Source organism: Vibrio sp. CB1-14 (assembly GCF_040412085.2).
GTDB classification, from domain to species: Bacteria; Pseudomonadota; Gammaproteobacteria; order Enterobacterales; family Vibrionaceae; genus Vibrio; species Vibrio chaetopteri.
Genome location: NZ_CP115920.1, coordinates 3058224 through 3072130, shown reverse-complemented (window position 1 = coordinate 3072130; position 13907 = coordinate 3058224). Strand labels below are relative to the sequence as shown.

Here is a 13907-nt window from a genome sequence, read left to right as displayed (position 1 = left end):
CGTTTTTTCTGTTATTGATTTGTATTATCCATGGTTGGCGTCGAGCCAGTTTGCCATGTCAACAAACTGTTGCAGCGTCAGGTTCTCTGGGCGCATTGATGGGTTCACACCAAGCTCTTCCAGGGTTTCTGCCGACATGAGTGCTTTATAGCAGTTACGCACGGTCTTACGACGCTGGTTGAAGCCTTCGCGACATACGCGATCGAGCCATTTAAGGCTGGTTGCTGGGTACGGTAGCTCCTCGTAAGGCACTAGGCGCACAACCGCTGAGTCAACTTTCGGCGGCGGCACGAATGCTGTTGGCGGAACTTCAAGTACAGGTACCACTTTACAGTAGTACTGCGCCATGACCGTTAGACGGCCATAAGCTTTACTGCCTGGCCCTGCTGCTAGACGGTTAACTACTTCTTTTTGAAGCATAAAGTGCATGTCTTGAATGTCTTTATGGAATTCAAATAGGTGGAACATCAAAGGCGTAGAGATGTTATATGGTAGGTTACCAAAGATACGCAGTTTGTTGTTTGGCTTCACCAGCTGAGTGAAGTCAAAACGCATTGCATCGCCTTCGTGAATCGTTAGCTTGTCAGCAAGATCTGGGTGAGTACGCAGACGCTGTGCCAAGTCACGGTCGAGTTCGATAACCGTAAACTTGTCGACTTCTTTACCCACTGGCTCAGTAATCGCGCCAAGACCCGGACCGATCTCAACCAGGTTTTGGCCCGGTCTTGGGTTAATTGAAGATACGATACCATCGATGATGTACGGATCGTTCAGGAAGTTCTGACCAAAGCGTTTTCTGGCCTTGTGCCCTAAGTGGACATCATTTCTCATTGTCTGCTCTCTACTAAGTCTATTGCGTACGCCAGCGCTGTCTCAAAGCTGCCAAAGTCTGCTTGGCCTGTGCCAGCAAGATCAATCGCAGTGCCATGATCAACCGATGTCCTTATAAAGGGTAGACCAAGAGTGATGTTTACTGAACGACCAAAGCCTTTGTATTTCAATACAGGAAGGACTTGATCGTGATACATGCCTAAGACAGCATCTGCTTCGCGTAAGTATTTGTCATTAAATATCGTGTCGGCGGGTAGTGGGCCAACAAGCTGATAATTTTTCTCTGTGCGAAGTTTCTCTAGGGTAGGAGTGATGGTTTCAATCTCTTCCATACCTAGGCAGCCATCTTCACCCGCGTGAGGGTTTAGGCCGCAGACATAGATGTTTGGCGTTTTGATGCCAAACTTGGTGACCAAATCGTGATGCAGTATGTCGACGATTCGCGTTACGCGATCCTCGGTGATGGCATTAGGCACCTCCGTTAAAGGAAGGTGTGTTGTAACCAGTGCCGTTCTTAACCCTTCCGTTGCTAGCATCATCACCACAAGTGGTGTATTGGATACCTCAGCAAAGAACTCAGTATGGCCACTGAAGCTAACGCCAGCGCGATTGATCACCCCTTTGTGCACAGGGCCGGTGACAATAGCATCAAATTGACCATTCATACAGCCTTTTGCGGCTTTTTCTAGGGTATTTAGTACGTACTGACCGTTTCTTTCATCCAGAACGCCAGCTTTTGCAGGAACGGATAACGGTTCATGGAGAATGACCAGGCGCCCTTGCTGTTGGGAATCAAAGTTCTGCTCGTCGAAGTCAACCAGTTCGACGTTGATACCAAGTTGCTTAGCTCGATTCGCTATCAGTGACTTATCTGCGCAAATGACCACTTGATGTGGCCATGATTTTTGCGACAAAGCTACCGCCAAATCGGGGCCGATGCCCGCCGGCTCACCGGCGGTAACGATAATGCGCTTAATTGGTTGCATTCTCTTCGTCCTCAACCATCTCTACAAAGGCACTCGCACGAAGTTCTTGGATCCATGCTGATGCTTCTTCATTAAACTTACGGTTAAATAGGATACGGTATGCACGGTTTTGCATCGCAGAACCTGTTTTGTCGACATCGCGGCGATCCAGAACTTCTACAATGTGCCAGCCGTGAACGGTTTTAAATGGTTCACTGATCTGTTTAACCGGTAGGGTTTCCACTTGGTGCTTAAATTCAGGCACATAAAGCTCTGGGGTTTGATAGCCGAGTTCACCACCTTGTACTGCTGAGCCTGGATCTTGGCTGAACTGTTCAGCCATTTCGGCAAAGCTCGCTTCACCAGATTGAACTTTTTGAATAATGGTGTTGAGCTGACGTTTCACGCCCTCATCACTAAGGATAACCGTTGGCTTGATCAGAATATGACGGGCATTTACTTCAGTCACAGAGACGGTTTCTAGACCTTTCACGTCTTCGATTTTCAGGATGTGAAAACCAACGCCGCTACGAAATGGACCAATGATGGTTCCTTTGGTCTGCATGTTGATTTGGTCAGCAAAGATAGTTGGCATTTCCTCTTTACGCATCCAGCCCCAATCACCACCTTCTAGTGCTTTTGGACCTTTCGAGAAGGTATAGGCCATGGTTGCGAAGTCTTCACCGCCGTTTAGTCGTTCGATAATGGTTTCTGCTTGCTTCTCTTGAACGCTCTTATCTTCACCATCGTTAAAGCGAAGCTGAATGTGGCGGATCTTGTAAGTCACTGTCGCGTCACTTTCTTTCGCGAGCAGCTCAGAAAGGTTATCAACCTCTGCAGGAAGAATGTTGATGCGCTGTCTTACCATAGCATTACGTGCTTCACTGGCAGCAATTTCATCACGAATTTGCTCGCGAAATGCTTCCCATGATAGGCCTTCTTCGGCGACCGTTTGACGAAGCTGCTCTTGGGTTTGCTCGTTGTTCGCTGCGATATCGCCAAGGGCTTGTGACAAGCGGTTATCGTCGATACGAACACCGATACGCTCAGCTTCTTGAAGCTGCAGTTTTTCTAGGATCAGTTTATCTAAGATCTGTTCTAGCAAAATATCGTCTGAAGGCAGCTCTTGGTTGTTCTTACGCGCGTTAGCTGTGAGGGTTTTGGTAGCTGAGTCGATATCACTTTGCAAAATCACGCCATCGTTAACAATGACTCTAACACGGTCAAGCTCAACGGGCTCCGCTGCTGCTTGAAACGACATGGCCGCCAATAGGCAAGTTGAAAAGAGTGTACTAATAAATTTCATCGATATTCCCAGTGAAAACTTCACAGACTATGAGTCTGTGAAGTGAATTAAGTTCTTTGCATGATGTCATCGTGTGACGGCTTGGCGATTATTGGTTAAGTATAAACGGTCTGCCGTATTTCAGCGCGTTACCATTTGGTGGCTCAGGGGCACGTGAGCTGCCACCAAGACCTGTGATACCAAAGCTAAATCGAATGTTGTCTTCGAAGTTAGCGCCGCCAATACCCACAATACCAGACTCCCAGCTACGAAGTTGGCGGCTGTAGTCGACACCAAAATACCAACAATCCGATTGATACTCTAATTTGGCCAGCCATTCAATGGATACGCGCTCGGTCATGTCATAGTAATACTGACCAGTTGCGATCCAGTTGCGGTTAATTTGATAACCACCTAAAAGGCCAACTTGGTTTATACCGTTACGTGTTAACTTTGACAGTTCATCGTTGCTATAGCTGTTAATACTTTCGATGTACTCTTTGGTCACGTAGCGATAGTTGGCTTGGATGAAGTCGTCTTCGACCCGATACTCGACTGCACTATTGGCGAGTGATACCGAAGATGAATCAATATCATATTGAATCCCGCCATGGTAGAACACGCGATCGTTGTAGTTAAAATCGGTCTCAATTGCCCATGATGAGTAGTTTGAAGACTCATTGTCGGTGGCGCTATTTGGGTTTTTACTTGCCGGATCAAGGTAGTAAATTTGACCAAATGAGATTGCTAGACGTTCTTTTTGTCCACCATCGTAAAAACGCGACGTCGCACCGTAGCTAATTTGGTTGGCTGCTGCGACTTTGTCCACGCCACTGAAACGGCGGCTACGGAACAGGCCGTAGTAATCGGTTTGCAATAAAGTGGTGTCGTAATTAAAGATATTACTTTGATCAACTTCTGGCACGTACAAGTATTGAACCTGCGGCTCTAGGGTTTGTGTGTAACCATTAATAGAGGCGGTATCGCGCTCAAACACCATGCCCGCATGAGTGCGAAACTCTGGCAATGCACGAGTGACTTTCTCTTCCAACGGACCGACATCAGCGATGTTTAGGTTGTCAATTTCTTGATTATATTGCGTTAAGAGGTAGCGAGCTTCGGTTGTCCAAGTACCCCAAGTATTTGAAAGAGGCAGAGTGATGCCAGGCTCCACGTGAACACGAGTCGCCGAAGGCTTTTTCTCATCGTCGGTCTCAAAGCGAGAGATACTGCTGACCAAATCAAAGTTCAGGTTTTGATAAATTTCAGGGCGGTAGTAGTTAAATTCAAACTGCGGCATTAAGCGGTAAGGCTTAGTATCATCAACCAGAATTTGGAAGTCTTGAACCGTGATCGCTGCATCCCAGAACTGCTCGCGATAGGCAACAGTCCCTTTTTGCGACAGTTGACCTTCTGAGCGGCTACCGATGCTAGAATCGAGATCTTGGAAGTAGTCGTTATCACTTACCTGAGAGTAATCGACATCCAATTTCCAGTGCTGACCAAAATTACTGTTATTTTTGTATTGGAATGCCCAGCGCTGATCTTTTTCAGGGTATTTTTGGTCGTCAGCAAGGTACTCGCCTTTCAATTCACCACTACTGGTTGAGGTCAGATAGCGAAAATCCCCTTTTAGTTGCAAGCCACGCGTTTGCATGTAGTGGAAAGTGGTAAGCAAGTCGTAGTTAGGGGCTAGGTTCCAGTAAACTGGGATCTGTAGCTCCAGGCCGTTTTTTGAGCCTAGTGAAAGTGACGGGAATAGGACACCGGTTTTTCGCTTGTTACTGGTAGGCATCGTCATATAAGGCATGTAGAAGATCGGGACATCTTTTACTTCCACACGACTCCCGTAAAGGGTAGCTACTTCATTGTCTTGATCGACTCGAATGTCATCGGCTAGAAAGCGCCATGAATTGTCATCTTCTGGACAAGTGGTGATCGAGCCATCGTTGATTTGATAGAGCGACTTGCCCGTTTTTGAAATGTACACAGCATCGCCGCGTCCACCCCCACACAACATTTTATACTGCGTGTTTTCAGCAGTAATGACATCTTTATTTAAATCGTTAGTGATTTTGTCAGATACGGCATTAAACTGGCCATCGTCAATGGTGACATTGCCTTCAGCGACGACGACGTTGTCGTCTTGGTGGAGCGTCACGCTGTCAGCAGTAATGGTTTTATTACCTTGGACAACCACCACGTCGCCTTTGTAGGTTGCACGCTCGCCATTGATGGCCTCCAGAGAGTCGGCCTCAATATTGATTGGCTCTTGATTGGAGTCTGAACTTTGTGCAGTATCAACAGAGCACTGCTCTGCTGGTGGCATGGATTGTCCACTGTTTTTCGATGTTTCTTCGGCATTTGCGTAAGACGCTAGCAGCGCAGCACCAATAGAGGCCGCTAGATAAGTGCGGGAAAAACGTGACATCGAGTTGTACTATCCTGTTTAACTTGATTCATTCAGTTGAATTCGATTGATATTGAATCGTTTATAAGACGGTCTCTATCATAAAGGAAATTGACCTCAACGACACTAGTAGACTGCGAATCAGCGCAAAAATTCATAAATAAAGAGCACATACATCACATGATAGGTAAAATTTTAGGCGTATTTTTCGGCATGTTGTTTGGTAGCCCGTTAGGGGCGCTGTTTGGCTTGTTTTTGGGGCACCAGTTTGACAAAGCGCGCCGACTCAACCAATCCGGCTTTGCTCGTGGTGGGTTTAATCGCGGCGGGTTTGGTGGTGCGGACCAAGCGCAGCGTCAAGAAGAGTTTCTCAATGCTGCTTATGCGGTGATGGGGCACGTTGCCAAAGCTAAAGGGCAGGTGACACCAGAAGAGATCCAGCTAGCGACTATCATGATGGATCGCATGAACCTCAACAATGAGCAAAAACGTGCGGCACAAGAAGCGTTTCGTGATGGTAAATCAGCTGAATTTCCGCTTGAACGTGTACTTGATAAAGTACGTATCTCCTCTGGTGGTCGCCATGACCTATTGCAGTTTTTCTTAGAGCTTCAAATCTCGGCTGCGTTCGCAGATGGTAGTGTTCACCCGACAGAGCGAGAGGTCTTGCATCGTATCGCACAAGGCTTAGGCTTCTCGGCTCAACAGCTTGAACAGCGCCTGCGTATGCAAGAAGCGGCATTCCGCTTCCAGCAAGGCGGTGGCAACTTTGGTGGTGGTCACTACCAAGGTGGTCAGCAGGGAAATTGGCAGCAAGCAAGCAGCGCCTCGCAGCTTTCTGATGCCTATGATGTGCTGGGTATTTCTGAGGATGCTGATTCAAAAGCCGTTAAACGTGCTTACAGAAAGCTAATGAATGAACACCACCCAGATAAGCTTATGGCGAAAGGTCTACCTCCAGAGATGATGAACGTAGCAAAAGAGAAATCGCAAGAGATCCAAAACGCTTATGATCTCATCAAAAAAGTGAAAGGGTTCAAATAATGCTAACCGACAAGGATGTACTCGATTTCTGGTTTCAAGAGTTATCACCAAAGGATTGGTTTTCTGGAGATACAGCGCTAGATGAGCTTATTACTCAAAGGTTTGCAGCGCTTCATGAACAAGCGCGCCAAGGGGAACTCTATCATTGGCGCTCAACGGCCGAAGGCAGACTTGCGGAAGTGATCGTTCTTGATCAGTTTTCTCGAAATCTGTTTAGAGGAACCCCCGAGTCTTTTTCCTCGGATCCTATGGCTTTGGCATTAGCTCAAGAGGCAGTCGCGAGCGGTGCTGATGAAAAGTTAACATCCGAACAGCGCACCTTTCTTTACATGCCCTATATGCACAGCGAATCGTTGAAAATACATGAAGAAGCGGTACGGTTATTTAAAAGCAATGGAATAGAAAATAACCTAGATTTTGAGTATCGCCACAAAGCGATTATCGAGCGATTTGGACGATACCCTCACCGAAATGAGATTTTAGGTAGAGCCTCTACCTTGGACGAAATCGAGTTCTTGAAGCAGCCAGGCTCAAGTTTTTAACCCTTACTTACTGTTTAAGTTCCAATCGTAATCGTATTTGATCTTGCCATCGAAATTGGCAAGATCAGGGCGATACTTCGCCATATGCTTCAATGCACCGCCATCTTGCACAAAGTCTGCCTCAAACCACTCATAAATAGACGACAGAGTTATGGTGTCGCCAGAAATGCTAGCGCCTTTCGATGAGTTCACAAATGCATTGGCTGCACTTTCTAGCAGTGCTTCGGTGTTATCGGTAGTGAATGCCTGAGTCTGCAGATTTGGGCAACCAAGGCTGGCACAGTTAACGGCATAGTGTGTTCTAGGATCGTTCCAAATTGGGCGCAGTATGCGGTGCTCAATATCGTTTAAGGTGAGCGCTTGCCCGGTAATAGTAATGACCTCATCACCCCACGGTCCAAAGCTAAATAGCCCTCCAAGCTTAGTGATGGATTTCACTGGGTACTCATCAAGGATCAAATCGACAGTGATGGCGTTATAGAGGTTGACCCAGTAGGCATACTGCTCAGCGCGGCTGAGCAGTCTAGGGTCTATTCGGGCTAGGTCGTTAATGTAAGTTTTGAGTGCTTGCTTATCGTTGGGAGAAACACGGACATAGCGCACTAGAGTATTCTCGCCTTCGGTGACCAAGTAGCGGTCTAGAAAGCTCTGCCAGTCTTGATGGGAGACACTTTGCGTGTTGCTGTCATTACTTTTATCCCAATACGACCAAAGCTCAGATTTTGGTGCTGCGAAAACACTGGTGGTAAACATGAGAAAAACCAAAGAGAGAACACGTAGCATAGCGAATATCCATTCCGTTAAGTGATTAATCCAACAGACCCGACTCTTGGCCGAGTTCTTTCAGTGTAGTGACAATCTATATAAAAAAATCCCAGCCTTACTAAGAAAGTAGGGCTGGGATTGGATAGTTCAACTAAATCGTTAGCGATTTATTTCAAGAAGCTAGGGATCTTCGCTTCGTAAGCCGCAATCTTCTCTTCGTGTTGAAGCGTTAGGCCGATGTTATCAAGACCGTTCAGTAGGCAATGACGGCGGAACTCATCGATTTCAAAGCTGTAAGTTTGACCATTTGCCGTCACTTTCATTGCTTCTAGATCAACGGTGATCTCAGCACCCTCATTCGCCTGAACATAAGTGAACAGCTCATGAACTTCTTGCTCGGTAAGACGAACTGGTACCATCTGGTTATTGATGGAGTTACCGTAGAAGATGTCTGCGAAACTTGGGGCAATCATCACTTGGATGCCGTAATCGGCCAGTGCCCAAGGGGCGTGCTCACGGGATGAACCACAACCGAAGTTTTCGCGCGCAAGCAGAATGCTCGCTCCCTGGTAACGAGGCGCGTTCATCACAAATTCTGGGTTATCTTGTTTACCCGCATCGTCTAGGAAGCGCCAGTCGTGAAATAGGTGCTGACCAAACCCCGTACGAGTTACCTTTTGCAGGAACTGCTTAGGGATAATCGCATCGGTATCGACGTTGGCGGCATCAAGAGGTACGACTAAGCCGGTGTGTTGTTTAAATCCTGACATGGTATGTTCCTTCTTAGTCTAGCTCTCTGATATCAACGAAATGTCCAGCAATGGCGGCTGCCGCGGCCATCGCAGGGCTTACTAGGTGCGTACGACCATCACGACCTTGGCGACCTTCGAAGTTACGGTTACTGGTCGATGCACAGCGCTCTTGTGGGCCTAAACGGTCATTGTTCATGGCAAGACACATAGAGCAACCCGGTAGGCGCCATTCGAAGCCTGCGTCCTTGAAGATAGCGTCTAAACCTTCCGCTTCTGCCTGAGCTTTAACTTGCTCAGAGCCAGGTACGATAAGCGCTTGAACGTGAGAAGCAACCTGACGACCTTTGGCAATTTCTGCCGCTGCACGCATGTCTTCGATACGAGAGTTAGTACAAGAGCCAACAAATACCTTGTCTACTTTATAATCTTTTAGCGATTTACCCGCCTCTAGACCCATGTAAGCCAGCGCTTTTTCTGCTGATGCTTTCTCAACAGGATCGGCGAAGCTTTCTGGAGCGGGAATTGGCTGATCAACGGCGATAACTTGACCTGGGTTAGTACCCCAAGTGACTTGAGGTTTGATGTCCGCGCCGTTTAGTGTGACGATCGCATCAAAGGTCGCATCAGCATCAGTTTTGAATGTTTTCCAGTACTCGACAGCAGCATCCCATTCAGCGCCTTGAGGGGCGAATTTACGGCCTTTTAGGTATTCAAACGTTGTCTCATCTGGTGCGACAAGACCTGCTTTCGCGCCTAGCTCAATAGCCATGTTACATACCGTCATACGACCTTCCATAGAAAGATCAGTGATGGCTTCACCACAGAACTCCACCACGTAGCCAGTACCGCCAGCTGCCGTTGTTTCACCAATGATCGCAAGAACAATGTCCTTTGCTGTCACGCCAGGAGCCACTTTACCTTGAACTTCGATTTTCATGGTCTTAGCGCGCGATTGCTTGAGAGTTTGCGTCGCTAGAACGTGTTCAACTTCTGAGGTACCAATACCGAAGGCAAGAGAGCCAAATGCACCGTGCGTCGCGGTATGAGAGTCACCACATACGATAGTCATCGCTGGCAAGGTAATACCCAGCTCTGGACCCATAACGTGGACGATGCCTTGGTATTTGTGGTTGATGTCATAAAGAGTCACGCCAAACTCTTCACAGTTTTTCGATAGCGTCTCCATTTGGATCCGTGCCATCTCACCAGAAGCGTTGATGTCTTTAGTGGTGGTAGACACATTATGATCCATAGTGGCAAATGTTTTGCCTACTTGGCGCACTTTACGACCTTTTTCACGTAGGCCATCGAAAGCCTGTGGTGAAGTTACTTCGTGAACCAAGTGACGGTCGATATAAAGGATTGGGTTTTCACCCTCTGCTTCGACGGCGATATGAGCGTCGTAGACTTTTTCGTATAGAGTTTTTGACATTGCTTAATTCCTTGCTTCCCCTAGCCGAATAGAACGGCCATCGGCTAGGGCAGTGTTTTTAATTATGAATTCAGTACGTATGCAGCGATCTTGTCACCCATCTCAGAGGTGCTTAGCGCTGGCTTGTCACCCGCTAGGTCAGCGGTAAGCTCACCCGCTGCTAGGGCTTTACTCACGGCCGCTTCAATATCTTGTGCCGCCGCTTCTTCACCTAGGCTGTAGCGTAGCATCAGCGCAGCAGAAAGGATCTGAGCAACAGGGTTTGCAATGTTCTTGCCGGCGATGTCTGGTGCACTACCGCCTGCTGGCTCATAAAGACCGAACTGACTTTCGTTAAGGCTTGCTGATGGCAGCATGCCCATAGAACCTGTAATCATCGCACACTCATCAGAGATGATATCGCCGAAGATATTTGAGCAAAGCATGATGTCGAACTGTGCAGGGTCTTTAATAAGCTGCATCGTCGCGTTATCGATGTACATGTGGTTAAGCGTCACATCTGGGTAATCCTTCGCAACTTCTTCCACTACTTCGCGCCATAGGATAGAGCTTTGTAGAACGTTGGCTTTATCGATTGAGTAAACGTTCTTGTTACGAAGGCGTGCTGATTCAAACGCGATCTTAGCGATGCGTTCGATCTCGTAGCGGTGGTAAACCTCAGTATCAAAGGCTTTCTCTGTTGGGCCTTCGCCCTCACGACCTTTTGGCTGACCGAAGTAGATACCGCCAGTAAGCTCACGAACTACCACGATATCGAAACCTTTTGCGGAGATATCTGCGCGCAGTGGAGAGAAATCCTCTAGGCCTGCGTGAATCTGTGCAGGACGTAGGTTACAGAACAGTTGGAAGTGTTTACGAAGTGGAAGTAGCGCACCACGTTCAGGTTGATCGTTTGGTGGCAGGTGTTCCCACTTAGGACCGCCAACTGAACCGAACAGAATCGCGTTTGACTCTTCACAGCCTTTTACCGTGCCCTCTGGAAGCGGGCAGCCGTGGTTATCAATAGCAATGCCACCTACATCAAACTCTTCACGCTCTAGGGTAATGTTGTGTTTCTCTGAAATTGCATCAAGCACTTTATGAGCCTGAGCCATTACTTCTGGACCAATACCGTCACCCGGTAGAACCGCAATCTTGTAAGTACCTGCCATGGGGCTAATTTCCTTAAATGTTGTATTTGCTTATATTTTTAGGTCTACTCGTTGTAGTACGAGCAAACAAATTTTTGGCTCGGCTCCGTCTAGTAGAGAAGCCGAGTATTAACTTTTATACCGCTTCAACTTTGTTTTGCTTCATCACTTCGATTTGATCAGCACGATGGATACTATTGATAACATGAAGTAGTGCCTGACCTGAAGCCTCAACGATGTCGGTTGAGACCCCCGTACCGTGATATTTTCGGCCCTTGTAGTTGGCGATGATATCCGCTTGGCCTAAGCCATCTTCACCTTCGCCTTTTGCTGTCAAATCAAACTTGTCTAGCACAATGTCGTAACCCGTTACGCGATAGATACATTGGTAAAGTGCATCAACCGGACCGTTACCTACTGCCGCTTCGCATTTCTCTTCGTCACCGCATTGGATCTTAATGCTGGTGGTCGCCATGATGCTGCCTGATTGAACGCTCAAGTAGTTCAACTTAAAGAAGTCGTCTTCTTCGCGCAAGTTAGCAAAGTGCATTAATGCTTCTAGGTCGTAGTCGAATACCTGACCTTTGCGATCTGCAAGCTTCAAGAAATCTTGATACAAGGTATCTAGGTTGTACTCATGCTCGTTGTAACCCATTGAATCCATATGGCTCTTGACGGCTGCACGACCAGAACGGCTAGTTAGGTTCAACGCTTTGTTTTTTAGACCAATAGACTCAGGCGTCATGATCTCGTAAGTATTCTTATTCTTTAGCATGCCATCTTGGTGGATGCCTGAAGAGTGACTGAACGCGTTCGCGCCAACAATCGCTTTGTTATCCTGAATCGGCATATTACATAGCTGAGACACTAGCTTGCTGGTGCGGTGGATTTCTTGGTGCTGAAGGCCTGTGTGCACACCTAAGAACTCTTGACGAGTCTTGATGATCATCGCGATTTCTTCTAGTGAGCAGTTACCTGCACGCTCACCGATTCCATTGATAGTACCTTCGATCTGACGAGCACCAGCTTGTACTGCTGCGATAGAGTTTGCCACTGACATACCCAAGTCATCGTGACAGTGCACAGAGATGATGGCTTTGTCGATGTTTGGAACGCGATTGAAAAGGGTCTGGATGATGCCACCAAATTCATTTGGGACGGTGTAGCCTACGGTGTCTGGAATGTTGATGGTACGAGCGCCAGCATCGATAGCGGCTTCCACCATACGACACAAGTTATCGATAGGGGTACGACCTGCGTCTTCACACGAGAATTCAACGTCATCGGTGTAGTTGCGAGCATGCTTGACCGCTTTTACGCCCATCTCAACCACATCGTCGTAGCTGCGGCGCAGTTTGTCTTGAACGTGGACGGTCGAGGTTGAAATGAAGGTGTGGATACGGAACGCATCCGCTACTTTCAACGCTTCAGCCGCCGCATCAATGTCTTTCGCTACGGCGCGAGACAAGGCACATACGCGGCTATCTTTAATGTGTTTCGCAATCGTCTGCACCGATTCAAAATCACCCGGAGAGGAGATAGGGAAACCAGCTTCGATAACATCAACACCTAGACGCTCGAGCGCATAAGCAATTTGCAGCTTCTCTTTCACTGTTAGACTTGCTGAAAGTGCTTGTTCGCCGTCACGCAATGTGGTGTCGAATATAATCACCTGATCGTTCATATTTGCTTCCTCTTTATCCAGGTTAATCGTTTACGTCCAGTTCAATCGATATAAAAAAACCCGCTTGTGTAAGCGGGTTTTTGGAATTCTTTATGTGGTGTTTTTCGTCCACTACCTACCCGCGCGATTTTTTCACGATAAGGAGGAGGTTCAGGAGTAGAGAAAAACGTAATGACACTGTTATGCGTTCCACAAAAATAAGTTACAAGATTAGTACCGCACTCAGCTTCATGCGTCAAGGGTTAATCTGAATTTTTATGGATATCGGAGCAGTTCGCTCTATATGCTAAGAGAGGGAGGTGGTCGCCAATTTATAATTAATCATCTGATTAATATTTGATGAATTTAACTGTTCGCGGATTGAACAAGCTTTACTCTACAATTAATCGATGATTAATAAAAGCAAGGATTGGTATGACGAACGCGATTGAGGCCACACGTAAAGTTGGTCGCCCCAAAGAACGCACGGATGCTAGGCACAAGCTGCTTACCCATGCTCGTGATCTGTTCGTAGTAATGCCATATGACAAAGTGTCGACACGCCTTATCGCGCAAAAGGCGGGCGTTAATATTGCCATGATTCGCTACTACTTTGGCAACAAAGAAGGCTTGTTTGAGACCATGGTGCGCGAGACCTTACAGCCGATGAAAAGCAAAATGGAATCGCTGATGAAAAATGGCGATTACGGCAATCTTACTGACTTTATGCGTACTTATTATTTTGAAATGAATAAAGTACCGCAGTTTCCACGCTTGATCTCCCAAGTCATGCACATGCCTCCGTCAGCCACGCAGCGTCGCTTGTTTGAAAAGGTGTTTGCAGACATTGGTCGTCCAGACCAAGATTTCATGTTCAATAAAATGTCTGAGCTCGGGTTGTTACGTGAAGGGCTGAGCCCACGTATGTGCAAAATTTCACTCATTAGTCTAATGGTGTTTCCATTTGTCGCACCGCCTGGTCTTCTGAGTTTGCATGGCATTGAAGTCAATGAAGAATTTTTAAACGAACTCCTCGAACATAACATCGCCTTGCTTAAGCGTGGGTTGTTGCGTGACCCATCCTAATT

Annotated in this window: 12 protein-coding genes; 3 read left to right on the top strand and 9 right to left on the bottom strand. The window is 47.2% G+C overall.

Annotated elements, in window-relative coordinates; genetic code table 11:
* Positions 1-24: 24 nt before the first annotated feature.
* The 4 genes from rsmA to lptD all read right to left on the bottom strand — a co-directional run bounded on the left by rsmA (position 25) and on the right by lptD (position 5512).
* Positions 25-831: a 16S rRNA (adenine(1518)-N(6)/adenine(1519)-N(6))-dimethyltransferase RsmA gene (gene rsmA, locus PG915_RS13935; RefSeq protein ID WP_353497064.1), complete on the bottom strand. Its 807-nt coding sequence runs from the start codon at positions 829-831 to the stop codon at positions 25-27.
* On the bottom strand, positions 828-1817 hold the full coding sequence (gene pdxA / locus PG915_RS13930; protein ID WP_353497063.1) for a 4-hydroxythreonine-4-phosphate dehydrogenase PdxA: 990 nt from the start codon (positions 1815-1817) through the stop codon (positions 828-830). Before pdxA ends, rsmA begins: the two co-directional genes overlap by 4 nt.
* A complete protein-coding gene (gene surA, locus PG915_RS13925) occupies positions 1804-3057 on the bottom strand; it encodes a peptidylprolyl isomerase SurA (RefSeq protein ID WP_418642259.1) in 1254 nt (417 codons plus the stop codon). Before surA ends, pdxA begins: the two co-directional genes overlap by 14 nt.
* Before the next feature lie 133 nt (positions 3058-3190).
* Positions 3191-5512: an LPS assembly protein LptD gene (gene lptD, locus PG915_RS13920; protein ID WP_353497061.1), complete on the bottom strand. Its 2322-nt coding sequence runs from the start codon at positions 5510-5512 to the stop codon at positions 3191-3193.
* A 159-nt stretch (positions 5513-5671) separates the two neighbouring features.
* On the opposite strand from lptD, the gene djlA reads away from it, so the two are divergent.
* Together djlA and PG915_RS13910 are read left to right on the top strand one after the other, a co-directional pair.
* Entirely contained in the window at positions 5672-6535 is an 864-nt protein-coding gene (gene djlA / locus PG915_RS13915; protein WP_353497060.1) for a co-chaperone DjlA, read from the top strand.
* Positions 6535-7077, top strand: a complete 543-nt coding sequence (locus tag PG915_RS13910) for a DUF924 family protein (protein ID WP_418641968.1) — start codon at positions 6535-6537, stop codon at positions 7075-7077. The genes djlA and PG915_RS13910 overlap by 1 nt, the downstream gene beginning before the upstream one ends.
* Before the next feature lie 3 nt (positions 7078-7080).
* Here PG915_RS13910 and PG915_RS13905 read toward each other — a convergent pair whose 3' ends face one another.
* The 5 genes from PG915_RS13905 to leuA form a co-directional block, all read right to left on the bottom strand.
* Positions 7081-7860, bottom strand: coding sequence for a DUF547 domain-containing protein (locus PG915_RS13905; RefSeq protein ID WP_353497059.1), 780 nt, complete (start codon positions 7858-7860; stop codon positions 7081-7083).
* Positions 7861-8009: 149 nt separating this feature from the next.
* Positions 8010-8612, bottom strand: coding sequence for a 3-isopropylmalate dehydratase small subunit (leuD, locus tag PG915_RS13900; protein WP_353497058.1), 603 nt, complete (start codon positions 8610-8612; stop codon positions 8010-8012).
* 13 nt (positions 8613-8625) lie between these two features.
* The gene (gene leuC, locus PG915_RS13895; protein ID WP_353497057.1) at positions 8626-10026 is read right to left on the bottom strand and encodes a 3-isopropylmalate dehydratase large subunit; all 1401 of its coding nucleotides are present in this window, start codon (positions 10024-10026) and stop codon (positions 8626-8628) included.
* Positions 10027-10088: 62 nt separating this feature from the next.
* Entirely contained in the window at positions 10089-11177 is a 1089-nt protein-coding gene (gene leuB, locus PG915_RS13890) for a 3-isopropylmalate dehydrogenase (RefSeq protein ID WP_353497056.1), read from the bottom strand.
* A gap of 115 nt (positions 11178-11292) precedes the next feature.
* Entirely contained in the window at positions 11293-12840 is a 1548-nt protein-coding gene (leuA, locus tag PG915_RS13885; RefSeq protein WP_353497055.1) for a 2-isopropylmalate synthase, read from the bottom strand.
* Between the two features lie 414 nt (positions 12841-13254).
* Between leuA and PG915_RS13880 the strand changes: the two genes are divergently transcribed.
* On the top strand, positions 13255-13905 hold the full coding sequence (locus tag PG915_RS13880; RefSeq protein ID WP_353497053.1) for a TetR/AcrR family transcriptional regulator: 651 nt from the start codon (positions 13255-13257) through the stop codon (positions 13903-13905).
* The last annotated feature ends 2 nt before the right edge of the window (positions 13906-13907 follow it).

Excerpts from the sequence above, each read along its gene's own strand:
- rsmA (WP_353497064.1), bottom strand. The coding sequence starts at position 831 with ATGAGAAATGATGTCCACTTAGGGCACAAGGCCAGAAAACGCTTTGGT.
- pdxA (WP_353497063.1), bottom strand. The coding sequence starts at position 1,817 with ATGCAACCAATTAAGCGCATTATCGTTACCGCCGGTGAGCCGGCGGGC.
- surA (WP_418642259.1), bottom strand. The coding sequence starts at position 3,057 with ATGTCGTTTCAAGCAGCAGCGGAGCCCGTTGAGCTTGACCGTGTTAGA.
- lptD (WP_353497061.1), bottom strand. The coding sequence starts at position 5,512 with ATGTCACGTTTTTCCCGCACTTATCTAGCGGCCTCTATTGGTGCTGCG.
- djlA (WP_353497060.1), top strand. The coding sequence starts at position 5,672 with ATGATAGGTAAAATTTTAGGCGTATTTTTCGGCATGTTGTTTGGTAGC.
- PG915_RS13910 (WP_418641968.1), top strand. The coding sequence starts at position 6,535 with ATGCTAACCGACAAGGATGTACTCGATTTCTGGTTTCAAGAGTTATCA.
- PG915_RS13905 (WP_353497059.1), bottom strand. The coding sequence starts at position 7,860 with ATGCTACGTGTTCTCTCTTTGGTTTTTCTCATGTTTACCACCAGTGTT.
- leuD (WP_353497058.1), bottom strand. The coding sequence starts at position 8,612 with ATGTCAGGATTTAAACAACACACCGGCTTAGTCGTACCTCTTGATGCC.
- leuC (WP_353497057.1), bottom strand. The coding sequence starts at position 10,026 with ATGTCAAAAACTCTATACGAAAAAGTCTACGACGCTCATATCGCCGTC.
- leuB (WP_353497056.1), bottom strand. The coding sequence starts at position 11,177 with ATGGCAGGTACTTACAAGATTGCGGTTCTACCGGGTGACGGTATTGGT.
- leuA (WP_353497055.1), bottom strand. The coding sequence starts at position 12,840 with ATGAACGATCAGGTGATTATATTCGACACCACATTGCGTGACGGCGAA.
- PG915_RS13880 (WP_353497053.1), top strand. The coding sequence starts at position 13,255 with ATGACGAACGCGATTGAGGCCACACGTAAAGTTGGTCGCCCCAAAGAA.